The organism is Anaeromassilibacillus sp. Marseille-P3371 (assembly GCF_900169665.1).
GTDB lineage: Bacteria > Bacillota > Clostridia > Oscillospirales > Acutalibacteraceae > Anaeromassilibacillus.
Window position 1 is genome coordinate 2,111,819 of the sequence record NZ_LT835157.1, and the last position, 24,910, is coordinate 2,136,728.

Below are 24,910 nucleotides of genomic sequence, written 5' to 3' on the forward strand. Positions count from 1 at the left end.
GATACCATTCCATCAAAAAACGGAGGAATAACCTATGTTAAATATCGGATGCCATCTATCCTCTGCAAAGGGATATTTGCACATGGGCAAAGAAGCTCTTTCTATCGGCGCCAACACTTTTCAATACTTTACACGGAATCCGCGCGGAAGCAAAGCAAAGGCGGTCAACCTCACAGACATCGCCGCGTTGAATGAGCTGATCTCGCAGGAACACTTTGTCACCCTTGTTGCACATGCGCCCTATACGCTCAACCTCTGTTCTGCAGATGAAGGCCTACGGGATTTTGCAATACAAGCCATGACCGAAGATCTCGCTACGATGGAATATCTCCCTGGAAACCTGTACAATTTCCATCCGGGTAGCCATGTAAAACAAGGAGCGGAGACCGGAATCCGTTTAATCGCTGAGGGGCTAAATCGTATTCTTCACCCAAACCTGCATACAACCGTCCTTTTAGAGACCATGGCGGGCAAGGGAAGTGAAGTTGGCCGTAGCTTTCAGGAATTGCGTGCCATTCTCGACCGCGTAGAGCTTGCCGAAAAAATGGGGGTCTGCCTGGATACTTGCCATGTCTTCGATGCCGGGTATGATATTGTCGATCGTCTGGACGAAGTTTTGGAGGAGTTCGACCGGGTAATTGGCCTCGAACGACTGCGAGCTATACATTTAAACGATAGCTTAAATCCTTGTGGCAGCCACAAAGACCGCCATGCAAAAATTGGACAAGGTCACATCGGCCTGCCTGCGTTGACAAGGATTATCAATCACCCAAAGCTGCGAAACCTTCCCTTTGAGCTGGAAACTCCAAACGATCTCGAGGGTTACCAAGCAGAAATACATTTATTGCGAGAAGCATTTCAAGAACTTTAAAGGCCCTGCTGTTTCTGTATCAGGGTCTGTATCAACCTACCGTATTCATTCTGCTCTCATTTGAATAGCGGTGATCGACACAAAACCATTGCTTTTGAAGCAAGACTGTGTTATAATAATTACCGTTATTTGCCGCTGTGGCGGAATTGGCAGACGCAAGGGACTTAAAATCCCTCGGTGGCAACACCGTACCGGTTCGATCCCGGTCAGCGGCACCAGGCTGAGCTTGGACGTTCATCACGTCCAAAGCTCAGTTTTCTTTTTTTCGCCTTTAACAACACCGGACAAAAGGAGGGAATGGAAACCATGATTAGCAAAAGTCAAGTGGTGGTCCGTTATGCTGAAACCGATCAGATGGGGATTGCGCACCACGCAAATTATCCCATCTGGTACGAAATTGCCCGAACAGACCTCATCAAAAATATTGGTATGACGTATTCGGAAATGGAGCATATGGGTGTGATGACACCGTTGGTGGAACTCGGTTGCCGGTACATTGGTACAGCCCATTATGAGGACATCCTGACTGTTGAAGCCTCCATCGCAGAGTTAAGCCCTGCGCGCATCCGTTTTTCCTACCGTATTTTCAAAGAAGGAGAGGACAAGCCCATCAATACCGGGTTCACACTCCACGCCTGGGTGAACGCAAAAACTTTCCGGCCATTCAGTATGAAAAAGCATTATCCCGACCTCTATCAAAAGATGGAGTCTATGATGGAAACAGATAAAAAATAATAATGGTTAAAAAATTGCCCTCTCCTACCGTGGACTATTTCCACAGTGGAGAGGGCTTCTTCATACAACTTATCCCCAAAAAGCGAGCAATCGCAAATAAGCTAACAAATTTTAGCTGGCAGATTTCATATGCAGGCGTAAGCGGTCGCTAATCATCGCAATAAATTCTGAATTGGTTGGCTTTCCGCGCGTATTGTGGATGGTATACCCAAAATAGCTGTTGAGAATGTCAACATCGCCACGATCCCAGGCAACTTCGATCGCGTGCCGGATTGCGCGTTCCACACGGGAACTGGTTGTTTCATATTTTTTCGCAACGCTTGGATAGAGCTGTTTGGTCACTGCATTGATAATCTCTGGCGTTTCGATTGCCATGATGATGGAGTCACGCAAATAATGGTATCCTTTGATATGGGCAGGTACACCAATCTGATGCAGAATTTCGGTCACCTGGATTTCCAACGACGGCTGCGATTCCTGCTGAATTGCCCCCTCTGTCAGGCCAACAATTTGTACGATACGTTCTGCAAGTTCGGATGCATTAAACGGTGAGACCGCAAAATACGCAGCGCCGGATGTCATCACTTCACGCTCTAATGTGGGACTGGTAAAATTGGAAATAATTACAAACAATGGTTTTTGATGTCCCAATTTTTCCGACGCATGCATCACTCCAATGCCATCTAGACGGGGCATAAAAAGATCTGCAAGTACAACATCTGGGTGCATTGCTTCGATTTTCTCCAGCAATTTTACTCCGTCTTTCTGCGTATAAGTCAATTCCATCCCGGATTCCTCCAGAACATGGCCGTATTCTTGCTGAAATTCTACGCTGTCATTTGAAACCAATACCTTTAACCGCTTTTCCATATGAAATCCCCCTAATAGATTGATTGTACGGTTATAATACCATATATTGGTAAAATTGGCAATAGCTTGTAAAAATATTTTTCTTATTAGGGGGAAATATACTCAGGAAACATCTGTTTAGGCTGCCTGCATTTCTACTTCAGCCGACACACTTTGGCAGGTGCCGAGCATATTCTCCGCAAAAATACCATATCCGCGTGTCGGATCGTTGACAAAAACGTGGGTTACTGCTCCCACCAATTTACCATCCTGAACGATCGGGCTTCCACTCATTCCCTGTACAATACCGCCAGTTGCATTTAAAAGGTCAGAATCTGTGATTCGTAGGACCATATTTTTGCTGCTCTCCGTATCATGATAACTGATTTTTTCAATAACTGCGTCGTAATATTGAGGTTCTCCGCCGTCAACTGTAGTCAAAATTTGTACTGGGCCGGTTTGAACCTCTTGTTTCATCGCTACTTGGACAATTTCTCCTGTCAACTTCTGTTCTTCTACAGCGTTGTCCTTTAATTGCCCATAAACCCCTTGGTCCAGGTTGGCATGCAGGGTTCCCATAGGAATATCCGTATTAAAATATCCTCGAAGTTCTCCGGGAGCGCCCTTTTGCCCTTTGACAACACCATTAATTGTGACCGGAACGATCTCGCCATTTCGCAATGGCATCAATTCTGTGGTATCCGTATCACATATTCCATGTCCTAGACCTGCAAATTCTTGTGTTGTTGGATCATAAAAGGTCAGTGTGCCAATTCCCGCTGTACTGTCGCGAACCCAAAGTCCCGCCTTATAGGTCCCATCTACTTTCGAGCGAACCGGAACCAGTGTTGTCTCCATAGACTCCTGTTCCCGCAGGAATGCAATCTTTACCGGTTGTCCGGCACTTTTTTCGATTGTCTGCGCGATCTCTTCATTTCGATTCACCGGATGTCCATTAAGAGACGTTATAATATCCCCTGCTTGGAGGCCTGCGATCGTCCCTGGATTCACTGTCTCATTCTCTCCCTGAATCTCTGCGACGCCGACAATCATCACACCGTTGGTAAACATTTTAATGCCAAATGGAGTTCCACAGAGCGCTACATCCTGCTCTTCCACAACGTTGACATGCACGGTTTTGACTGGAAACGTATGAAAAAGCATCAATTCTGCGCGATAACTCTCATTTGAAGAGGTGTCCGTCCCTGCTGGCAACTCATCTTCTACAGAAGGTTCCTTAAGGGAAATCAACTGGGAATTCCATTGCAACTGTGAGCCTCGCGTCACATGATATTCATCCGGGGTAAAATAACGCGCAACGCTGACCATGCTCAGTAGAAGTCCTGTCGTCACAGTCAGCGCTAAAACCGCATATTTTCCATATTTTTTTCCAGATGGTCTCATCGGTCTCACCTCCTTCTATGCCGTCTGCCGGTCAATTCTGAACCGGCATCTCTTACTTTTCCTCATTGCATCAATTTTATTTTAGCAATATTCCTTTATACCGTCACAATCTGGCAAAAGACTACAAATTCTCAGCATTCTTAGGAGGCTCCTGGGGAAGATTGCTTTCTTCGGAAAGAGAAGGCATAAAAAAGCAACTGTCATTTCACGGAAAATCCGCCCAATAACAGCTGCCTCTTTTTAAAAAAATTTAAAATAATTTTATATAAGCCTTACAGTAAAGGCAAAAACACGGCACTCGCCCGGGTCCAGTACATTTAAGTGACGTTTGTGTGTAAATACATCATCCTCGTCCGTCGCAGTTGCGCAACCTGCCCACGGCTCTAAAGCAACAAATGGAGCCTCCCCCAGAGCAGACCAAATTCCCAGCATCGGATACCCGGAGAAATCCATCTCGATTCCATGTCCGGAAATCCGGTTTACCACCTGCACCGTCCTAGATTGAAGCGCATCAAAAACCAAGGCATCGTTGACAAACAAATCGTGCCGTAGGGCGATTTCCCGTTCCCCTCGCAGGACCTCACGGCGATTGTTAAAATCGATAAGACCCGTTTGGAGGTCTATGGTTGGGCAGACCGCATGCTCTTCTTTTTCGAACAAAATAATGTAATCTTCAAAGCGTTCTCCCGGCATTACTGGACACCGGAATCCCGGATGTCCCCCTATTCCAAACGGAAGGCACTCCTCTCCTCGGTTAAAAACCGTAAACTCGGTTGTCAGTCCATTTTCCACCAAACGGTAAGTCACCCGCAGTTCAAACGCAAACGGATAGATCGCTTTGGTTTCTTCCGAATCTTTGAGTGAGTAGGTGACATAATTGGCGCCAGAATCCAGCACCACATGCTCCATATTCCGCGCAAATCCATGGCGTTTGAATGCATAGGGCTTTCCCTTGATGACAGTCGTCCCGTTTCGAACATTCCCAACCGTAGGAAACAAAATCGGCGCACGGCTGCTCCAATAAGCAGGATCACCCTGCCAAAGGTATTCCACACCCTCCGCATTTTTTAAACTCATCAATTGTGCACCAAGAGATTCCACTTCTGCACACGCTGTTTTGTTTTGAATGGTTGTACGCATCATTTTCCTCCTTTCTAAAAATACATCTGTAAAGCGTCCCCAGCTCTTTCGAGCATATCCTGTCCAGACTATTGTATCATTCCTATACAGAAACCGCAATGTTTCTTTGCTTTGTTTTCAGCATCGATTTTTTACGCGCTAGGTTATTTTCATATGGGTCTTTCATAATGCCTTTTGTCGAGGAGGAAAAGGATACAACAATCGAAAACCGTTCTAAATATATCTTCTTAATGATACGATCCGGTTGAGATGCCTTATGATTTTATGGCGCCTGTCCTTATGAATCGCTGTCTCTATAAATATCTGCAGCGTATTTATAGAAACATTCTTATAAGCGAAGATCCCTGGCTTCCTGCTGGAATGTATCCCCTGAGAGAATCCTACTCTCGCCCAATGCCGTTAAGTTAAACCTTTATCACTTTGAAAGCCACATAAATCCATATAAAAATGTTTTGATATTTCTATGTTGTTTCCTGTTCCTTCCGGTATTAATCGATTAAATTCCATAAATGTACTTCCTATATCGATTCCGATATTTGTAGACAACTTCATTATAACACTGACTTTTTGAAATCGCCCCATTATTTGGATGGATTTGGACATAAAAATGAACCCCCGCCGTTCAGGGGATATCGGACAAATCCGTCCCCAAATGGCGGAGGTCAAGCTTAACATAATGGTATTATGTCTGTACCAGAACTCTTTCTGAATTGCTATTTTAGTTCCCGTTTCACCTTCATTTTTTTATAGACAACAATCCCGATGTAAAGCAGTAAAAATGCTGCTAAAACCGCCACCAGGGTGGCCGTGTCCCCTGGACCGCCCATTTTGACTTCTGCCCAGAGGGAATCCAACAGCAAACTGGTTTCCTCTGGCAAATTGACAAAAACCTCTGAATGATCCAAAATTTCCTGCGGTGGATAAAAAATTGGATTCTCTACGGTCTCCTCCGGTAAAAGTTCTTTTGCCGCAGATTCTGGAGTAGAATAGCCGATATAATCCATATTTGCAGCAGCAATCTCCGGATCACATAAGAAGTTGATATACTCCTCAGCTTCCTTTTTATGCGCCGCACCTTTTGGAATACACAGCGCGTCTACAAAAAAGTTTGTGCCTTCTTTTGTTGGTATGGAAAATCCAATATTGGGATTATCAGCTACCAATGTGGCAGCATCCCCTGCATAATAGGGTGCAAGCCATGCATCTCCATTTGCCATTTTATCAAATATTTGATCCATTACATACGCTTGCACCAGAGGTTTTTGTTCCTTCAACAACATGGCAGCCTCCTGCCATTCACGTTCATCAGTAGAATTGAAGGAATAGTTCAAAATTTTCTGCGCAATTCCAAAGGAATCCCTTGGATTGTCAAACATCAAAATTTTCCCTGCATATTTCTCATCCCATAGGATTCTCCAACTATTGACCTCTTCGGTGACATAGTTCTTATTGTAAAAGATTCCTACAACTCCCCAAGTGTACGGGACAGAATACTCATTGGTCGGGTCGTAATCTGGGTTGCGATACTGCTCATCAATGTACTGAAAGTTTGGAATGTTGTCGAAGTCAAGTTTCTCCAAAAAACCTTCGTCTTTGAGTTTCGAAACCATATAGTCCGACGGCACAATGACATCATAGTTGGCGCCACCCCCCGCCAGTTTGGAATAGAGGGACTCGTTTGTGTCAAACGTTGTATAATTCACATCAATGCCTGTACGCCGGGTAAACTCTGCGTTGACATCAATCGTCCCTTCTACACCATTGGATATATATTCGCCCCAATTGTAAACATTGATGGTGACGCCACGCTTCGGCGCGGCTGGCTCTTCCTCTTCGGCAGCTCCCGCAGAAGCCGGTACGCCCACAACCAGCAACATCGCTGTCATCAGGGCCATGAAACGTCTCTTCCAGCTCACTGGCTCAGCCCCCCTTTCTCTCCTGCACGCGCTTGTCTTTTGCCTGACGCAGGTTTACAATCACCAGCAGAAGCAATACTGCTACAAACAGCAATGTCGAAAGCGCATTGATCTCCGGACTTACACGTTTCCGCGTCATGGAATAGATATAGATCGGCAGGGTCTGAGTCGTTCCGCTTGTAAAATAGCTGATGATAAAATCATCAATCGAGAGGGTAAAAGCCATAATCATCCCTGTGACAATGCCCGGCATAATCTCCGGAAGCACCACCTTAAAGAATGCCCTTCTCGGATTACAGCCTAAATCCTGTGCCGCTTCATAAAGATGCGGGTCCATCTGGCGGAGCTTTGGCAGGACGGACAGGACAACATATGGCAAACAAAAGGTAATGTGCGCCAAGATCAGCGAGAGCATTCCGAGGGACAATCCCCCCAGACTTTGCGCAACAAACACAAACAACAGCATCAAAGATACGCCTGTAACAATTTCCGGATTGACCATCGGAAGGTTTGTCACATTCATCATCATACGGCGAACCCATTTATTGCGTATTCCGTTGAGACCAATGGCTGCAATTGTACCAAGAACCGTCGCTACTGCTGCTGCTATAATGGCAATAATCAGTGTATTTTTCAGCGCTTCCATAATCATGCGATCCTCAAACAAGCGATTGTACCACCGCATGGAAAAGCCTGAAAATACAGAGCGGCTCATCGTATCCGAATCATTAAAGGAAAAAATAATCAACACAAAGATCGGCGCATAAAGAAACAGAAACATGAGGAAGGTATATACTTTCGATGCAACTTTCATATCATCAGCCCTCCTCCGCGCGTTTCGCCGTCGTCAAACTGATTCATAATCCCCATACAGATCAAAATCAGAACCATCAGAACCAGTGAGATGGCGGAACCCAAATTTGGATTGTACGCACTTCCGAGGAATTGCATATCGATCAAGTCGCCGATCAGCAGATTGGAACCGCCGCCCAACATTTTGGAAATAATGAAGGTACTTACCGCAGGAACAAATACCATTGTAATACCCGAAATGACGCCGGGCATACTGAGCGGAAAGATCACCTTCATAAAAACGCGGCGCTGATTCGCTCCAAGATCTTGAGCTGCTTCGATTACAGAATGATCCATTTTAGCCAGAGCTGAGTACAAAGGCAAAATCATGAATGGAATATAATTGTAAACCATTCCCAATACCACCGCACCGGCTGTATTAATCATGTGGAGTTTTGGCAGCCCCAAAGAAGCAATCACGGTGTTGATAACACCATTATCCTCCAACAACGTCATCCATGCATAAGTGCGAAGCAAAAAATTCATCCACATCGGCAGCATGACCAACATAATCAGCACACTTTGTGCACGCGCACCTGTGTGCGAAATAATGTAGGCAAGCGGATACCCCAATACCAAGCAGATCACCGTCGCAATTGCCCCCAACCAAATAGAGCGCAAAAAGACATTGGAGTATTGCCCGACAGCCATAATATTGTCCAGAGTAAAGTGGCCGCTTTTATCTGTAAAAGCGAAGACTACCACAAGGATCATCGGAACAACGATGAAGATCGTCATCCAAATTCCATAGGGTACGGAAGCAGTTTTAGATTTCATCCTCTTTTTTTGCCTCCTCCCTCTGCGAGGCGAGGATATCCTCGTCCATCTCATCACTGAATGTGCTATAATCTCCAAATTTACCGGAATATTCCGACTTCTTCATGATATGGATATCGTCCGGCTGCAGCAGCAGGCCGATCTTGCTTCCCTCCTCCTGGAAGTCGGTTGATTGAATCATCCATTTAAAGCCCTTGACATCCACAATGATTTCATAATGGACGCCCTTAAACGTTACGCTGGTCACCAAACCGGAGAGTGGACTCTCCCCCGGCGCCACCACATCGATATCCTCCGGACGGATTACCACGTCCACAGGTTCATTTTTTGTAAAGCCTTTGTCAACACAGCGGAATTTCTGTCCTGCAAATTCGGCCAGGTAATCGTCCAACATCACGCCGTCCAGAATATTGCTCTCTCCAATAAAGTCCGCTACAAACGCATTTTTTGGCTCATTGTAGATGTCTCGCGGCGAGCCGATCTGCTGAATTTCGCCCTTATCCATGACGACAACCGTGTCTGACATGGAAAGAGCTTCTTCCTGATCGTGTGTGACAAAAATGAAAGTGATACCGGTCTGTTGCTGAATCTTTTTGAGCTCGACCTGCATGTCCTTGCGAAGCTTGAGATCCAACGCCCCCAGCGGCTCATCCAAAAGCAACACCTTGGGGTTGTTTGCCAATGCACGAGCAATGGCGACACGCTGCTGCTGACCGCCAGAAAGAAGGTTGACATTGCGGTGTGCAAAACCATTCAGATTGACCAAATTCAGCATTTCCTTGACAGTCGACTGAATTTCCTTTTCGCTCTTGCCGTGTACACGCATTCCAAAAGCCACATTATCGTAGACATTTAAATGTGGGAAGAGCGCATACTTTTGGAAAATCGTATTGACCTCTCGTTTGTGCGGTGGTACATCGTTAATTCTTTTGCCATTGAAAAAGACATCGCCCTTGTCTGGATTGACAAAGCCTCCTACAATCCGCAGAGTCGTGGTTTTTCCGCACCCCGACGGACCCAAAAGGGTGACAAATTCGCCCCCTTGGATGCTGAGGTTAAAATCCTTCAGCACGGCCTCGCCATCAAACGAAACGGCGATGTTTTTCAATTCGATGATTGGTGTTTCTCCCATTTTAATGTGCATCCCCTTTGCGGTGAAATTCGTCGCGTGAAAGCCGGCTCGGTTTGGGCAACCGAATTCCGTGTTAAACGCAATCGCAGCCGCGCCGTCACCATTGCCCTCCGCAAAGGATTTTTCACAATCAGAATTGACTGCGGCAATGAAGCGAGGCTGACTCATCGGGAAACGGCTGGTAATCATACCTTTTCCCTCCGGCAATGTACAAGTCTCCAGAGTCGGCCAATCCCATTTCACATGGCCATCTCTATCGACATTTCCCATCGCCGTATTAGATGCAAACGCAACGAATCTAATATAGTAGTAAAACCGCCATTTGTCAATATATTATTGCATTTTTCTGCAAAAATCGTGTATTTTTTTAAATTATCTTTTTGATTCCTCAAAATTTCTCCGGTTTTCTTGTGTATCCTTTCAGAACTTCCTTTTGGAATCTGAACATAATGTTAATAAATCCAACCAATCATAAACAAGCAAAAAGGCTGCACACAAAAAGTGTACAGCCCAAGGAATTTTCTTTTTTCAGGTAATCACAGTTGAATGATAATCAGATTTAAGATCACTACTGCTGTCAAAAAACTTGCTTATAAAAAGTATTTCTTTCCAAACAAATCAATTTATAAAAGTATTTTTCTAATGATTCCATAGTAGACCACTATAAAGAGGTAAAACTTATACGATTTCAAAAAAGTTTAGTAAAAACAATTAAACCGGGTACAACTTGTACCCGGTTCTTCTGGTCGAGGTGAGAGGATTTGAACCTCCGGCTTCTACGTCCCGAACGTAGCGCTCTACCAAACTGAGCCACACCTCGATGGCTGCGGAAGAAGGATTCGAACCCTCACAAACAGAGTCAGAGTCTGCCGTGCTACCATTACACAATTCCGCAATATTAAGTTGTCCTCGACCGCATTCTGAAAGAAGCTCCAGAGCGAATCGCCTTGACTATTATATGACAACGTTTCAAAAAATGCAAGCCTTTTTTTAAAAAAAATGGAAAAAAATTTTTCATCCTGTTTTCACAGATACATAAAAATACTTTCAGCCGATTTTCTGCCTAGAATGACTTGTGGTCAAGTGCACGAATCACACTTGGCCACAACTGACATTCAGCTTTGTTCGAACGCGCATTAAGCGATAGATCTGAAGCATTTCCGCCAAGGCGCAAACCTTATCTGCGGCATTGACAACAAACGATTCCTTATACTTAGGAATCTTCCGCAACGTCAATGGCCACATATGTTTTAAAATAATATCCTGTTCGAGTTCCGTCAACTCGCAGATTTTACTGGCGTTGCACAAAGCCGCCTCTGGATGGGTAAAGCCATGCCACCCCTGATGGCTACCTTTTTCGTGCCAATCATAGAGAAACAAATCGTGAAGGAGACCGCCCCGAGCAGCTGCGTGAAAATCCCAACCAAAACGCCGGCAAATCAAAAAGCTAACATATGCAACAAAAACACAATGCTCAAAACAATTTATATCCACATGTTGGTTGACATCCCGCATAGCCTGCACACTCGGCGTATCAATGAGATCTGCGATACACGACTGAAATAGTAAACGGTTGCCGCTATCCCACATAGAACATGCACTCCTTTTTCAAACCACAAATTATGTGTGAGTAGTTTTATTATACTACAGCGAGATATAAAAAAGCCACTGATTTTTGCCGATTCTCTTTACACAATTTTTTCCAAACTGGGAAGCCCTTGCCAAACCCTGTTATTCAAACTAAAATAGAACTATCGACGAAACGTAGGAGGAGAACCATTTATGAAAGCAGTCGTCCAAAGAGTCAGGCAGTCCAGTGTCTCCATCGATGGAAAAACCGTCGGGGAAATCCAATGCGGATTGATGGTTTTGCTTGGTGTGACCGATGTAGACACCGAACAAGAATGTGATTACCTTGCAGATAAAATTGCCGGCCTTCGCATTTTCGAAGATGATGCAGGAAAAATGAACCGTTCCCTGTTGGATATACAGGGGGAAATGCTGATTGTGTCCCAGTTTACCCTGTGTGCCGATTGCCGAAAAGGCCGCCGGCCATCGTTTATCCGTGCAGCAAAACCCGAAACGGCGATTCCCCTCTACAACCGCTTTATTGCACAAATACAGGCGCGGGGAATTCGCACAGCTACCGGTGAATTTGGAGCAGATATGTTGGTCTCCATCGAAAATGACGGTCCTGTCACCATCCCGCTGGATACGGAGGAAATCATGCCCAAAGGAAAGTGACTCTATCCGAAATAGACAAATTTTATGTAGCATTTGTACATGCTATTGACTTTTTGTTCGAAACTTGGTAGAATAAAACAAATCTTCCAATCCCAAGGGCGCTTCCCGCGGGTGAGGATCTAAAAACACAGATACGTTCTGATTTACGAGGGGATTTCCCGAGAAAGAAGGCGGTTGTTATGACTGAAAAATCAGGGTAGCTCCGCGCTTTTTTGCGCGGAGCTTTTTGACTGTTTGGGAGGAACCAATATGGAAAAACGGGTTGCGTTGATTGGCATTGTCGTGGAAGATATGAACAATGTGGAATCGCTCAACCATATTCTACACGAATATGGCGATTATATCATCGGACGTATGGGAATTCCTTATCGCAGCCGAGGGATTTCTATCATCAGCGTGGCTGTGGATGCGCCGATGAACATCATCAGCACTATTTCTGGGAAGCTGGGCATGCTAAAAGGCCTCAGTGTGAAAACCATCTATTCAAAGGCTGGGCAGACAGAATGACCTATACACGTAAACAACTCGAAACGTTCCTGGCATTGGAGGATTTCCAGGAAATCTACGCACAAGCCGATGCATTGCGTGCGGAAACAGTCGGCGATATTGTACACATTCGCGCATTGCTGGAATTTTCCAACCATTGTAAACGCCTGTGTTGTTATTGCGGTCTCAATGCCACGGATAAAAAGCTCCCCCGGTTCCGTATGGACCCTCGGGACATGATTTCCACAGCCCAAGAGGCCTGCCAGGCGGGTTACAAAACTATTGTTCTCCAATCGGGAGAAGACCCCTGGTATACGCCGGATATGATCGGTGAGGTCGTCAAACAGATCAAAAAGACTGGAATGGCTGTTACTTTGAGTTGTGGCGAGCATCCCGAATCCGTTTACCAGTACTGGCGCGACTGTGGCACGGACCGGTATCTCCTCAAGCATGAAACGTCTGACCCAAAATTGTACGCCACGCTTCATCCGGACAGCTCATTGGAAGCACGAGTTGCGTGCCTGCGCAGCTTAAAACGGATCGGCTATGAAACCGGCGGCGGATTTATGATTGGCCTGCCAGGGCAAACGCTCTCCACCATCGCCGGAGACCTGCTTCTCCTGCAAGAGATTGGATGTGATATGGCTGGCATCGGCCCCTTTATCCCCCATCCGGACACACCGCTCCGGGAAGCGACTCCTGGCAGCACAGAGTTGACAAAGCGGGCAGTCGCATTGGCACGTTTGCTGTTGCCGCGGGCGAATTTGCCTGCGACAACGGCTCTTGGCGTATTGGATGACGCACAAAAAGAAAATGTATTTTCTTGTGGGGCCAATGTCATCATGCGAAAGGTCACGCCAAATAACTTAAAAAAACTCTATCAGATCTATCCGGCGGCCTTTTCCGACGTTGACATCCGCACTGGCCGCCTTGAGACCGAAGCGGAAATCCGTTCGCTGAACCGAACCCCTGTATAAATTTTATAACTCTGTATGGACTTTGACGGATTGAAAGGAAGAATGAACCATGTATAATCCAAAATCACCCATTGCGACTGAATTTATTGACGATGAAGAAATTCGCGATACCCTCCGCTATGCGGAAGAAAATAAGGACAACCTGGAATTGGTTAACCGCCTCATCGACAAGACCGATGAACTCAAAGGATTGACGCATCGCGAGGCGGCTGTCCTGCTCGCCTGTGAAGACAAAGACGCATTGGAACGCATCTTTGCACAGGCCACAAAAATTAAGCAGGAGTTTTATGGCAACCGTATTGTGATGTTTGCACCGCTGTATCTCTCTAATTACTGCGTAAATGGTTGTACTTACTGTCCGTACCATAAGAAAAACGGTCATATCGCACGCAAGAAGTTGACCCAGGATGAAATCCGCCGGGAAGTGATCGCCCTGCAGGATATGGGTCATAAGCGTTTGGCCTTGGAAACCGGCGAGGACCCTGTCAACAATCCAATCGAATACGTATTGGAGAGTATCAAAACCATCTATTCCATCAAACATAAAAATGGCGCAATCCGCCGTGTCAACGTCAATATCGCTGCCACAACAGTGGAAAATTACCGCAAACTAAAGGAAGCGGGTATCGGCACATACATCCTATTTCAGGAAACCTACAACAAAGAACAATACGAAAAATTACACCCCACAGGTCCGAAGAGTAACTATGCCTACCACACAGAGGCGATGGACCGTGCTATGCAGGGCGGCATCGATGATGTGGGTTGCGGCGTTCTGTTTGGTTTGAACCTGTACCGTTATGACTTTGTCGGCCTTCTGATGCACGCTGAACACTTGGAAGCCGTCTATGGGGTGGGACCTCATACGATCAGTGTTCCCCGTCTGCGCAACGCCGACGACATCGATGTAAGCGATTTTAGCAACGCGATTTCGGACGAGCTGTTCCAAAAAATCGTCGCCATTTTGCGTATTGCTGTCCCGTACACGGGACTCATCGTCTCTACGCGCGAATCCCAGCGCACCCGCGAAATGGTCATCAAGTATGGAGTGTCCCAGATCAGCGGCGGTTCCCGCACCAGTGTGGGCGGCTATGCGGAAGAGGACCGCATGGAGGAGGACTCTGCCCAATTTGAAGTCAGCGACCACCGGACACTGGATGAAGTGGTCAACTGGCTGTTGAAGCTGGGATATATTCCTAGCTTCTGCACAGCATGTTACCGCGCAGGACGCACAGGCGACCGCTTTATGAGCCTCGTGAAAGCTGGGCAGATCAAAAACTGTTGCCTCCCCAATGCTTTGATGACTCTAAAGGAATATGCAGAAGATTATGCCAGCCCTGAAACCAAGCAGTTGGCCTTAGAGATGATCGATAAAGAGGTGCAGACGATCCCGAACGACAAAGTCCGGGAAATCGCACTCAAAAATCTCCATGGCCTTGACGAAGGGCTTCGCGATTTTCGCTTCTGATGCAAATCGAATTCGGAATACACCCAACATGGGCTGGTCCGAAAGGATTTTCGGAGTTCATTTCGGCAGAGTACCGGTTCTTCGTTCGATTCCCCCAAGTGGAGGAATTCTTTTCGTCCGAAGAGCCAGCTCTACAGCGGAGAAACCTGCATATTCTTTAGGAGGATTCTATGAACGATCTCAATCAAACGCCCAATGCCAATCGTCTGCATATCGCAATCTACGGCAAGCGCAACAGTGGCAAATCTTCGCTGATTAACGCATTGACAAACCAGGATGTAGCGCTCGTATCCGACATTGCGGGCACTACGACAGACCCCGTCTATAAAGCAATGGAAGTACGCGGATTGGGCGCCTGTGTTTTTATTGACACTGCCGGCTTTGACGATGAGGGGGAATTGGGCGAACTACGCATACAAAAGACGCGCCAAACCCTCCCAAAGGCCGACATTGCGATTCTGCTATTCAGCAATCCGGATTTTTCCATGGAAAAATCCTGGCTGGAAATACTCAAAACCAACGGTGTTCCGGTCATCGCCGTTGTGAATAAGAGCGATCTTCGGGACCCGAAACCTTTGATGGAACATATTCAGAAGGACCTTTCCCTTTCTCCAATTGCGGTCAGCGCGATAGATCGTACCGGAATTCCCGCTCTTCTGGCTGAACTCACACGTGCGCTTCCGGAAGGGTATGGCGCACAGAGCATCACTGGCCGTTTGGTCAAAGAGGGTGATGTGGTCATGTTGGTGATGCCTCAAGACAGCGAAGCGCCTAAAGGACGCTTGATTCTTCCACAGGTACAGACCATCCGCGATCTGCTGGACAATCGCTGTATCTCCATCAATGTAACACCGGAGACGATGGAGGGTGCTCTGGCCGCACTGAAAACGCCGCCACAGTTGATCATTACGGATTCTCAAGCCTTTCGTGTAGTCTATGAGAAGGCGCCTAAAGAAAGTAAGTTGACTTCTTTTTCTGTGCTATTTGCCGCATACAAAGGCGATTTGGATGCTTATGTGCGCGGCGCACAAGCGGTAGAACAACTAAATGAGCATTCTCATGTGTTAATCGCAGAAGCTTGCACGCACGCTCCGTTGAGCGAGGATATCGGAAGGGTTAAGATTCCCAACCTATTGCGCAAAAAATACGGCAAAAACATGGACATTCAGATTGTAAGCGGTGCAGATTTCCCTGAAGATCTCTCATCGTACGATTTGATCGTCCATTGTGGAGGCTGTATGTTTAACCGCAAATATCTTCTTTCGCGCATTGCGCGCGCGGAAGACGCACAGGTGCCGATCACCAATTACGGTGTTTTACTTGCAAAGCTAAATGGTATTCTCGACCATATCACACTGTGAATTCCATACAACAAGAGGGTATCCCAAAAGTCATGAAAGGACGGAAGGATACCCTCGTTTTTTTAGAAACTCAAATATTTTTCCAAACAGAAAGAGGATGCCCCTTTCCTATGAATCGAAAAATTCGTAGTTTGGGAACACCCTCTTACTCTTTCAGCGCAGGGTTCTGGCTAAAAAATAGAATTTTAATTAAAAATTCAAACTGCTTGAATCGGCTACCGTGCCATCAGCGGCCGCTTTACATCTTTGATCGGTCAAATCTTTGACTCAAAGAATGCCTTGATTCCCTTATAGGTCATATAGATGTCTGTCTTAGATACGATTTCAAACGGAGAATGCATCGACAATACCGGTACGCCCACATCGAGAACATCTACGTTCAAATTGGCAACAAACATCGCAACAGTTCCGCCGCCACCGCCATCTACCTTGCCCAGCTCACCGATCTGCCAGAGCACATCGTTCTTTTCAAAAATACTGCGAACCTCTGCAACAAACTCTGCTGTGGCCTCCGAAGTTCCACTCTTCCCACGGGAACCGGTGTATTTACTCATGGCAATTCCATTATTCAAAAACGTGGAATTGGTCTTTTCATAAGCGCTTGCATAGGTGGGATCATACGCCGCTGTGACGTCCGCCGAAAGACATTTTGACTTGCTGAGCACGTGACGCGCCTCTAGGCCCTCTGCTTGCGCGAGATCTGCAATGAAATACCGCATGAATTCAGAATTCAAGCCGGTGTTGCCATCGCTGCCAATCTCCTCCCGATCGGCAAGAACGGTCAAAATCGTGTGCTGCGGGTTCTTCGCGTTCAGCACCGCCATCAGCGACGGATACGCACAAACACGGTCGTCATGCCCATAGGCGCCGATCATGCTGCGGTCAAACCCAACATCCGAGGCCTTGAATGCAGGAACAAATTCAATATCAGCTGAAACAAAGTCTTCTTCTGTCATGCCATACTTTTCATGGATCAGACGCATGGTATTCAGTTTGAAGAGATTGTCTCCGTCCTCTGCGCGCACAGGACGGCTTCCCGCCAGAATGTTCAGGTTTTCTCCTTCAATCGCCTTTCCAAGCGTCTTTGACATCTGTTCTGTACCCAGATGCGGCAGCAAGTCGGTGACGCAGAACTGTGGTTCTCCGGGCTCTTCTCCCAGGCGAATTTCCACATGTGTTCCGTCCTTCAAAACCGCCAGTCCATGCATGGAAAGTGGAATTGCCGTCCACTGGTACTTCTTAATCCCGCCATAATAATGGGATTTAAACAGCGCCAGCTCGTCCTTTTCATAGAGAGGATGGGGCTTGAGGTCCAAACGAGGGGAATCGATGTGTGCAGCAGCAATACGCACGCCATCTTTACATCCCTCTTTGCCAATTACGGCCAAAATCAAAGCCTTCCCACGGTTGTTATAATACACCTTATCGCCGGCTTTGTAGCTCTTTTTGGGATCAAACGCCACAAAGCCTTCTTTTTCGGCGCGCACGATGGCAGACTTTACTGCCTCACGCTCTGTTTTGCTGTGATCCAAAAACTCCTTATAATCCTCGCAGAAGGCGTCTGCTTTCTTCACACGCTCATCGGGGATCTTGTGGTATCCATTTTTGCGACAGATGAGCAAGTCCTCACGAAGCTGCTCAACATCTGCCAGTTCCTTTTTTTTAGCCATGAAATGTACCTCCTATTTCATCAAATTCATAGAGTTCCCTGTATTTATGATAATTTTGCAGTACAGCATTTACATAACGCTCTGTCTCCGGATACGGAATCCGGTCCAGCTCCACGCCGTCCTGGGAAACGTCGGGGTTGCTCAGCCAATTGTTTACCGTCCCAATCCCTGCATTGTAGGCACTCAAAGCAGTTGTTTGCTCTGAATACTTATCCTGTAAAATCTGCAAAAATTTACAGCCATAACGAATATTGACCCGCGGCGTATAAAGATCATCCGCTGTATAGGGCACCCCTTCTCGCAACTTCGTTTGCAGCCAGTCAAATGTATCCGGCGTGATCTGCATCAGTCCACGCGCCCCTGCATGCGATGTCGCGTTCGGATCAAAATTGCTCTCCGCTTTCATCACCGCATAAACCAACGCCGGGTCCACCCCTTGCGTTTGCGCTTCTTCTTCCACAATTTCACGGTATCCCAAAGGATACGCCGTACGCATGAAGTAATCGTGTCCCAACCGCAAAAGGCACGCCCCTACAACAACCAGTACAGCCAATAGAAGGAGTGTTTTCACAGATCGTCTCATTGCAAATCCTCCGTTTAACTGGATGACGACAACAGAACGTGCAACAGCTTCTCGGTTTCCTCTGGAACCTGTGCGGCATCGATTCCCCCATCCATAGCATATGAAGCCCGGCTGGTATAATATGCGTTCGGCTGTTGGGCCCCCATACGAGCGCGAGCCTGCACTTCCGTAATCTGGTCCCGCCGCATAATCCGGCGCATCCGGAGTTCTGGCTCAGCAACGACTGCGACCGTAACCCGGCAAAGCGCATCCGCACCGCTCTCAAACAAAAGCGCCGCATCCACCACAACCACCTTTTTGCCGCTGGCGGCAATGCGCCGGCGTACCTCTTCCATGATGAGCGGATGGGTAATTCCGTTGAGCTTTTTTGAAGAAACCGCATTGGAAAAGGCCCGCTCAGCCAAAAGAGCCCGGTTCAAACGACCCTCTGACACCACATCGTTTCCAAAGGCGCTTTGGAGTGCGGTAAGGCAATCCGGACGATTCGTAACCTCTTGAGCGACGCGGTCGCAATCGATCACCTCACAACCGAGTGCTGCAAAAGCGGATGCCACTGTAGATTTTCCCGCCCCGGTTGGACCGGTAAGTCCAACGACCAAAGGTTTAGCCAACGTCAATCACCTCAAATCCCGCCGCTCGGATCAAGCGGTTATAGACCGCCAATCCTACGCCTTTTGGTTCCGGACAACGCGCATAGACTGTCTTTGCGTGGAGCCGTTCATCCAGTTCCCGTAGGGCTTCAAAGAGCTCGCGTGCCTGTTCCCCGCAATCTTTCTCCCCGCCATAACAGATGGCAGGAACTCGCAACGCTGTATCCTCGCCGTCATAACAAAGAGCGGCCACTCCATCTTCCGCATGTGTATTGACATAGTCGATATAGTGTTCCAATGAACCGTCCAGAATAACCACATTTGCCCTGGGTGAATAGTGCTTATATTTCATCCCCGGCGATGCGGCACGCTTCCCATTTGCCAGGGGATGCAACACAGCATCGTCCATCTCTACACGGCCAAGCACACTTTTCAGCTGTTCCAGCGTAATGCCACCCGGACGCAAAAGGCGTGGGGGCTGCTCTGCAAGTGTCAATACCGTTGATTCTACACCGACCGAGCACGGTCCGCCGTCGAGTACGGCCTCAATCCTACCGTCCATGTCATTCATTACATGCGCTGCTGTGGTGGGACTTGGATGCCCAGACAGGTTGGCCGATGGCGCGGCAAGCGGCACCCCCGCCGCATCAATCACCGCGCGCGCCACCGGGTGGTAGGGGAACCGTACCGCAACCGTGTCCAAACCCGCGCTCACCTCATCCGGAATCTGCGCCGATTTGGGCAAAATAATGGTCAGCGGCCCCGGCCAAAAACGATCTGCCAATTTTTTTGCGCTTTCCGGCACCTCTCGGACCAACTCATAGATCTGTTCAAAGTGGCTGATGTGTACAATCAGAGGATTGTCCATAGGGCGCCCCTTTGCAGTAAAAATTTTAGCAACCGCCGTTCCATCCAACGCATTTGCCGCCAAGCCATAGACCGTCTCTGTAGGAATCCCCACCAATCCGCCGTCCTGCAAAATCGCTGCTACAGCCTCGACCGCGCCCGGTGCATCCGCCTTTAAAAATCTTGTCTGCATGGATGCCTGCCCCCTTATCCCTGGTTTTCCACCGTCTGCTCCAACTTTGCCGCGCGGTCAGCGGCTACAAGAGCATCAATCACCTCGTCGAGATCGCCATTGAGAATGTCATCCAGTCGGTAGAGAGTCAAGCCGATGCGATGATCCGTCACCCGGCCCTGTGGATAATTGTATGTGCGGATTCGTTCCGAACGGTCGCCCGTTCCCACTTGGGAACGGCGGTCCGCAGCCACCTGGGCATCCTGCTTGGCCTGTTCGATCTCATATAATCTGGAACGCAGTACCCGCATGGCCTTATCCTTGTTTTTGAACTGACTCCGTTCATCCTGACACTCCACTACCATACCCGTGGGTAAGTGGGTGATGCGGATCGCTGAGGATGTCTTGTTGATGTGCTGACCACCTGCACCGCTGGAACGGAAGGTATCGATCTGCAAATCCTTTGGGTTGATCTCAATCTCCACGTCGTCCACTTCCGGCAATACGGCCACAGTTGCCGTTGACGTGTGTACGCGGCCTTGGGTCTCTGTTTCTGGCACGCGCTGTACGCGATGTACGCCGCTTTCGTACTTCAAGCGGGAATAAGCCCCGTCGCCAGAGATCATAAAACTGATCTCCTTGTAACCACCCAATTCTGTTTCATTCACATTCAGCAACTCCGTTTGCCAGCCATGGCGTTCTGCATACATACTGTACATGCGGAACAAGACAGCAGAAAAGAGTGCTGCCTCTTCTCCCCCTGCACCTCCGCGGATCTCCACGATCACGTTCTTTTCATCGTTTGGGTCGCGGGGCAGCAAAAGAATCTTTAACTCATCCGAAGTGCGGGCGATGTCCTTCTTCGCCTGCTCCAATTCCAGCTCTGCCAGTTCTCGCAATTCTTTTTCAAGCCCGTTCTCTTCCAACAAAGAGAGAGCCTCCGCCTGCGCATCTTCTGCACGCCTGTATTCGCGGTATTTCTCTACGATGGGCGTGATGGTCTTATGTTCTTTCATCAATTCCGCATAGACCGTTGGATTTGTCAAAACTGTGGGGTCACAAAGCTTTTGGTTCAACTCTTCATAACGTTTTTCAAACACCTGAATATTTTCAAACATCGTTCTACTCTCCTTTGCAGGTAAATGGTTTTTTAACTGGCAAAGGCGCTAGAGTTCATCCCCCGTGTTCTCCCGAAGGATCTTCTTGATGTTTTTTTCACATTTCAGGCGCGGCACCATGATCTCATGGCCACAGGTGGTACAGCGGATTTTAAAATCCATGCCGGCGCGCAGGACCAAAAATTCCTTTCCCCCGCATGGATGCTGCTTTTTCATTTGCAAAATATCGCCAGGTCGTACATCCATCCTTCCGCACCTCCATTCTCAACCTTTTTCCATGCGCTTAAGAATATATTATAGCACCAATTCCATAAAACAGACAATGTTTTTTTGGGATTCTGTCCCAGTAAAACCGATAGGTGCAGAGAAACCGCGTTTGTGCTATACTATTGTACAAATATAGGTTGGACAGAAAGCGGGGATTCCATGAATACAAAAGAGGAAATTTTGCTGCGCCTTCGCCAAAATGAAGGTTATCTTTCCGGTGAACAGCTCAGTGAAGCGCTGGGAGTTTCACGTGCCGCTGTTTGGAAGGCAATCACCTCACTGCGAGACGCAGGCTATGAGATTGATTCAGCCACCAACCGGGGATACCGTTTGGTTTCTTCTCCGGATGTACTCACCCCGGAAGAAGTGGGATATGGGTTGCAAACAAAGACGCTAGGCGCAAAAATCTTTGCGTTTGCGGAAGTAGATTCTACCAATGAAGAAGCTAAACGCCAGGCCCAGTGTGGCGCACCGGATGGCAGTGTATTCATTGCAGAACGTCAAACCGGCGGTAAAGGCCGCTTAGGGCGTGCATGGAAGTCTCCAGAGGGTACGGGAATTTGGTTCAGCATCTTGCTGCGTCCCAGTCTGCTCCCTACAGAAATCAGCAATATCACTCTGCTGGCCGGAATCGCAGTATGCAGGGCGGTCCGTTCTGTGACGGGCTGTGAAGCCTGTATCAAATGGCCAAACGATGTTGTGATTGGCAGCCGTAAGATCTGCGGTATCTTGACAGAACTAGCGGCAGAAATCGATCGGGTGGAGTATATAGTCTTAGGCATTGGAATCAATGCAAATATGGAAGCTTTTCCCGGAGAACTGGCAGAAAAAGCCACCTCTCTTCGAATGGAAGCTGGCAAATCATTTTCACGTGCCGCTGTCCTACGAGCCGTGCTGGAAGAATTGGAACCCCTTCTCAAAAAAGCTCAGATGGGCAATGCGCTGTCTTACGTCCTCGACGAGTATAAGTCCCTATGCATTTCCTTACATCGCCGCGTGGGCTTTTTCTGGGATGGCAAAAAGCAGACGGGTACGGCTGTGGACATCTCTCCCTTGGGTGAATTGATTGTGGAGCTTGATGAGGGCGGCCATGTAGCCATCAACGCAGGGGAAGTCGTCGTACAGGGGATCTATGGACAGGTTCTTCCGGAGGCTTGGAAGACAAACCAGTAAAATTTGTAAGCAATCTAAACAGTAGGAGCTTTTATTTCTCAATAGGGGTTGAATCGCAATGGATTCCCATATTCTCCAAAAATCGATTCTGCCAGAAGGATGCCCCCGCGAAGTTTCCCACAAAAAACCCTTGTATTCCCATTCCTTATACTCCTGTACAACGAGGACGCTTCTGCTTTTCAACCTTGTGTACCTTCGTCAGTACAAAAGAACTCTCCCAAATGGGACGTCCGTCCCAGCTAAATGAGCTGCAAAAATCCTATCCAAAGTAGACGTGACCACAGAACTGGTATCGAGCAGAAAAAAGAGCTTTTATACGGAAGTTTTTGTCTCCAAATGAGAAAGCGATCCATTTGTGATCGAACTGCCATACCGGGCAGCGTTTTGGAGCGTTGCATTCATCTATATCACTTTTTCTAGTTCCAAATGCGATAGGAAAAGATATTTTAATTGATTGCCAAATAAAAAGACGCCCGGAACACAGCCAAACCGGCTGTGATTCTAGGCGTCTTTTTTGTCTTTTATTTATCAGAAAATAGCAGTTGTAATTGCTGTGAAAATCCACTTGGCTGTACAATTGTACAGTTTCAGTTTATTTGCGTTTGAAGCCATCCTTCAAGGAAACAGAACGATTGAACACCGGATGTTGTGGTGTGCTGTCGCGGTTGTCCGCGCAGAAGTACCCTTGACGCATAAACTGGAAGGACTGGCCGGGTTTGGCCTGTGCCAGAGAAGGCTCAACTTTACAGCCGGTTAGTACCTCGAGGGAATCCGGGTTGAGCACTTCAAGAAATTCATGGGCATCCGGGTCCGGTACGGCAAACAGATTGCCATAAAGGCGAACTTCTGCATCGATCGATGTCTGTGCATCCGCCCAATGGATGGTACTCTTTACCTTGCGGCCGTCCGGTGTATTGCCCCCGCGCGTCTGCGGGTCGTATTCCGCATATACCTCGACTACATTGCCATTCTCATCCTTCTTACAACCGGTACAACGTACCACATAGGCGGTCTTCAGCCGCACCTCATTGCCGGGAAACAGGCGGAAATATCCCTTCACCGGTTCTTCCATGAAGTCCTCCTGTTCAATCCACAGTTCGCGCGAGAAGGAAACTGTCCGTGTTCCGTCCTCCGGCTTTCCAGGATTGTTCTCCACCTCAAAGGTCTCTGTCTGCCCCTCGGGATAATTTGTTAGAATTAACTTCATCGGATGTAGAACCGCCATCACGCGCTGCGCATGTTCGTTCAGATCCTCCCGCAGGCAGTGCTCCAAAAAGCCATATTCCACGGTACTGTTCACTTTCGAAACACCGATGCGCTCGCAAAAATTGCGGATCGACGTAGGTGTGTACCCACGGCGGCGCAGCCCGCAAATGGTCGGCATACGCGGATCATCCCAACCGGATACATAGTGATCCTCGACCAGTTTGCGCAGCTTGCGTTTGCTCATCACGGTATAATTAATCCCCAGGCGCGCAAATTCAATCTGACGCGGTTTTGCAGGAAGATCGACATGCTCGATCACCCAATCATAGAGCGGCCGATGATCCTCAAACTCCAACGTGCAAAGGGAATGCGTAATCCCTTCCAAAGCATCCTCGATCGGATGCGCAAAGTCATACATTGGGTAGATGCACCAATTGTCCCCAGTGCGATGATGATGCAAGTGGTTGATTCGATAGATCACCGGGTCACGCATGTTAAAATTGCCGGAGGCCAAATCAATCTTCGCGCGCAGTGTCATCTTGCCATCTTCAAACTCGCCCGCTTTCATCCGCGCAAACAGATCCAAACTTTCTTCCACCGGCCGGTCGCGATAGGGGCTGACCGCAGGATGCGTCAAATCACCGCGATTTTCACGCATCTGCTCCGGCGTCAACTCACAGACATAGGCTAATCCCTTGCGAATAAGCTGTACCGCCGCCTCATACATCTTCGGGAAATAATCCGAAGCATAGTAGAACCGGTCTTCCCAAGAATAACCGAGCCATGCAATGTCTTCTTTAATTGCATCGACATACTCCACGTCCTCTTTGGTCGGATTGGTATCATCCATCCGTAGATTGCACAGGCCATTGTATTTCTCTGCTGTACCAAAATCAACATAGATGGCCTTTGCGTGGCCGATGTGCAAATAGCCATTTGGCTCCGGCGGAAAGCGCGTATGGACCGTTTGACCGGCATAGCGGCCTCCCTCTGCAAGATCCTCCTCAATAAAGTCGTGGATAAAATTGCTCCAGCCCTCGGCTTCCTCCGGCTTTTTGATCTCGTCACTCATA

General features: G+C 47.8%; 23 protein-coding genes and 3 tRNA genes. 9 read left to right on the forward strand and 17 right to left on the reverse strand.

Translation table 11 applies throughout. From position 1 onward, the window contains the following. Nucleotides 1-34 precede the first annotated feature (34 nt). The 3 genes from B9Y59_RS08680 (at nucleotide 35) to B9Y59_RS08690 (ending at nucleotide 1,606) form a co-directional block, all read left to right on the forward strand. Nucleotides 35-871 (forward strand): deoxyribonuclease IV, encoded by an 837-nt coding sequence (locus B9Y59_RS08680; RefSeq protein WP_054324230.1) that lies wholly within the window; start codon nucleotides 35-37, stop codon nucleotides 869-871. A gap of 131 nt (nucleotides 872-1,002) precedes the next feature. Then, a tRNA-Leu gene (locus B9Y59_RS08685) sits at nucleotides 1,003-1,089 on the forward strand. A gap of 88 nt (nucleotides 1,090-1,177) precedes the next feature. Beyond that, nucleotides 1,178-1,606, forward strand: coding sequence for an acyl-CoA thioesterase (locus B9Y59_RS08690; protein ID WP_054324253.1), 429 nt, complete (start codon nucleotides 1,178-1,180; stop codon nucleotides 1,604-1,606). Between the two features lie 111 nt (nucleotides 1,607-1,717). Here the strand turns inward: B9Y59_RS08690 and spo0A are convergent, their stop codons facing one another. The 10 genes from spo0A to B9Y59_RS08745 form a co-directional block, all read right to left on the reverse strand. Beyond that, nucleotides 1,718-2,476: a sporulation transcription factor Spo0A gene (spo0A, locus tag B9Y59_RS08695; RefSeq protein WP_054324229.1), complete on the reverse strand. Its 759-nt coding sequence runs from the start codon at nucleotides 2,474-2,476 to the stop codon at nucleotides 1,718-1,720. 117 nt (nucleotides 2,477-2,593) lie between these two features. Next, complete coding sequence (gene spoIVB / locus B9Y59_RS08700; RefSeq protein ID WP_085532974.1) at nucleotides 2,594-3,859, reverse strand: SpoIVB peptidase; 1,266 nt, start codon at nucleotides 3,857-3,859, stop codon at nucleotides 2,594-2,596. 261 nt (nucleotides 3,860-4,120) lie between these two features. Continuing rightward, nucleotides 4,121-5,002 (reverse strand): aldose 1-epimerase family protein, encoded by an 882-nt coding sequence (locus tag B9Y59_RS08705; RefSeq protein WP_082402218.1) that lies wholly within the window; start codon nucleotides 5,000-5,002, stop codon nucleotides 4,121-4,123. 710 nt (nucleotides 5,003-5,712) lie between these two features. Then, on the reverse strand, nucleotides 5,713-6,915 hold the full coding sequence (locus tag B9Y59_RS08715) for an ABC transporter substrate-binding protein (RefSeq protein WP_242967279.1): 1,203 nt from the start codon (nucleotides 6,913-6,915) through the stop codon (nucleotides 5,713-5,715). A gap of 4 nt (nucleotides 6,916-6,919) precedes the next feature. Continuing rightward, on the reverse strand, nucleotides 6,920-7,729 hold the full coding sequence (locus B9Y59_RS08720; protein WP_054324225.1) for an ABC transporter permease: 810 nt from the start codon (nucleotides 7,727-7,729) through the stop codon (nucleotides 6,920-6,922). Next, the gene (locus tag B9Y59_RS08725; RefSeq protein ID WP_054324252.1) at nucleotides 7,726-8,544 is read right to left on the reverse strand and encodes an ABC transporter permease; all 819 of its coding nucleotides are present in this window, start codon (nucleotides 8,542-8,544) and stop codon (nucleotides 7,726-7,728) included. The genes B9Y59_RS08720 and B9Y59_RS08725 overlap by 4 nt, the downstream gene beginning before the upstream one ends. Then, nucleotides 8,534-9,676 (reverse strand): spermidine/putrescine ABC transporter ATP-binding protein, encoded by a 1,143-nt coding sequence (potA, locus tag B9Y59_RS08730; RefSeq protein ID WP_085534582.1) that lies wholly within the window; start codon nucleotides 9,674-9,676, stop codon nucleotides 8,534-8,536. The genes B9Y59_RS08725 and potA overlap by 11 nt, the downstream gene beginning before the upstream one ends. Nucleotides 9,677-10,419: 743 nt before the next feature. Next, nucleotides 10,420-10,496, reverse strand: a tRNA-Pro gene (locus tag B9Y59_RS08735). Nucleotide 10,497: 1 nt separating this feature from the next. Further along, nucleotides 10,498-10,571 (reverse strand) — tRNA-Gln (locus B9Y59_RS08740). A gap of 197 nt (nucleotides 10,572-10,768) precedes the next feature. Continuing rightward, nucleotides 10,769-11,266 carry an HD domain-containing protein gene (locus B9Y59_RS08745; RefSeq protein ID WP_054324224.1) on the reverse strand — a complete coding sequence of 166 codons (498 nt, stop codon included), beginning with the start codon at nucleotides 11,264-11,266 and terminating at the stop codon, nucleotides 10,769-10,771. A gap of 192 nt (nucleotides 11,267-11,458) precedes the next feature. Between B9Y59_RS08745 and dtd the strand changes: the two genes are divergently transcribed. The 5 genes from dtd (at nucleotide 11,459) to hydF (ending at nucleotide 16,212) form a co-directional block, all read left to right on the forward strand. Beyond that, complete coding sequence (gene dtd, locus B9Y59_RS08750) at nucleotides 11,459-11,920, forward strand: D-aminoacyl-tRNA deacylase (protein ID WP_085532979.1); 462 nt, start codon at nucleotides 11,459-11,461, stop codon at nucleotides 11,918-11,920. A gap of 249 nt (nucleotides 11,921-12,169) precedes the next feature. Next, entirely contained in the window at nucleotides 12,170-12,427 is a 258-nt protein-coding gene (locus tag B9Y59_RS08755) for a TM1266 family iron-only hydrogenase system putative regulator (RefSeq protein WP_054324222.1), read from the forward strand. After that, nucleotides 12,424-13,383, forward strand: coding sequence for a [FeFe] hydrogenase H-cluster radical SAM maturase HydE (gene hydE / locus B9Y59_RS08760; protein WP_085532981.1), 960 nt, complete (start codon nucleotides 12,424-12,426; stop codon nucleotides 13,381-13,383). Before B9Y59_RS08755 ends, hydE begins: the two co-directional genes overlap by 4 nt. Nucleotides 13,384-13,432: 49 nt before the next feature. Beyond that, nucleotides 13,433-14,851 (forward strand): [FeFe] hydrogenase H-cluster radical SAM maturase HydG, encoded by a 1,419-nt coding sequence (gene hydG / locus B9Y59_RS08765; protein WP_054324220.1) that lies wholly within the window; start codon nucleotides 13,433-13,435, stop codon nucleotides 14,849-14,851. Nucleotides 14,852-15,021: 170 nt separating this feature from the next. Continuing rightward, the gene (hydF, locus tag B9Y59_RS08770) at nucleotides 15,022-16,212 is read left to right on the forward strand and encodes a [FeFe] hydrogenase H-cluster maturation GTPase HydF (RefSeq protein ID WP_085532983.1); all 1,191 of its coding nucleotides are present in this window, start codon (nucleotides 15,022-15,024) and stop codon (nucleotides 16,210-16,212) included. A gap of 254 nt (nucleotides 16,213-16,466) precedes the next feature. Here the strand turns inward: hydF and B9Y59_RS08775 are convergent, their stop codons facing one another. From B9Y59_RS08775 to B9Y59_RS08800, 6 genes are read right to left on the reverse strand one after another with little or no spacing between them, the layout of a single operon-like run. Continuing rightward, the gene (locus B9Y59_RS08775; RefSeq protein ID WP_085532985.1) at nucleotides 16,467-17,882 is read right to left on the reverse strand and encodes an aminopeptidase; all 1,416 of its coding nucleotides are present in this window, start codon (nucleotides 17,880-17,882) and stop codon (nucleotides 16,467-16,469) included. Further along, nucleotides 17,875-18,465 carry a lytic transglycosylase domain-containing protein gene (locus tag B9Y59_RS08780; protein ID WP_054324218.1) on the reverse strand — a complete coding sequence of 197 codons (591 nt, stop codon included), beginning with the start codon at nucleotides 18,463-18,465 and terminating at the stop codon, nucleotides 17,875-17,877. Before B9Y59_RS08780 ends, B9Y59_RS08775 begins: the two co-directional genes overlap by 8 nt. A 14-nt stretch (nucleotides 18,466-18,479) precedes the next feature. Next, nucleotides 18,480-19,076, reverse strand: coding sequence for a dephospho-CoA kinase (gene coaE, locus B9Y59_RS08785; RefSeq protein ID WP_158088985.1), 597 nt, complete (start codon nucleotides 19,074-19,076; stop codon nucleotides 18,480-18,482). Continuing rightward, nucleotides 19,069-20,094, reverse strand: a complete 1,026-nt coding sequence (locus B9Y59_RS08790; protein WP_085532990.1) for an L-threonylcarbamoyladenylate synthase — start codon at nucleotides 20,092-20,094, stop codon at nucleotides 19,069-19,071. The genes coaE and B9Y59_RS08790 overlap by 8 nt, the downstream gene beginning before the upstream one ends. A 14-nt stretch (nucleotides 20,095-20,108) precedes the next feature. Next, nucleotides 20,109-21,191 carry a peptide chain release factor 1 gene (prfA, locus tag B9Y59_RS08795; protein WP_085532992.1) on the reverse strand — a complete coding sequence of 361 codons (1,083 nt, stop codon included), beginning with the start codon at nucleotides 21,189-21,191 and terminating at the stop codon, nucleotides 20,109-20,111. A gap of 48 nt (nucleotides 21,192-21,239) precedes the next feature. Next, nucleotides 21,240-21,437: a DUF951 domain-containing protein gene (locus B9Y59_RS08800; RefSeq protein WP_085532994.1), complete on the reverse strand. Its 198-nt coding sequence runs from the start codon at nucleotides 21,435-21,437 to the stop codon at nucleotides 21,240-21,242. A gap of 180 nt (nucleotides 21,438-21,617) precedes the next feature. On the opposite strand from B9Y59_RS08800, the gene B9Y59_RS08805 reads away from it, so the two are divergent. Continuing rightward, the gene (locus B9Y59_RS08805) at nucleotides 21,618-22,631 is read left to right on the forward strand and encodes a biotin--[acetyl-CoA-carboxylase] ligase (protein ID WP_085532996.1); all 1,014 of its coding nucleotides are present in this window, start codon (nucleotides 21,618-21,620) and stop codon (nucleotides 22,629-22,631) included. Nucleotides 22,632-23,223: 592 nt separating this feature from the next. Here the strand turns inward: B9Y59_RS08805 and B9Y59_RS08810 are convergent. After that, nucleotides 23,224-24,909 (reverse strand): glutamine--tRNA ligase/YqeY domain fusion protein, encoded by a 1,686-nt coding sequence (locus B9Y59_RS08810; RefSeq protein ID WP_085532998.1) that lies wholly within the window; start codon nucleotides 24,907-24,909, stop codon nucleotides 23,224-23,226. Between the last annotated feature and the right edge of the window lies 1 nt (nucleotide 24,910).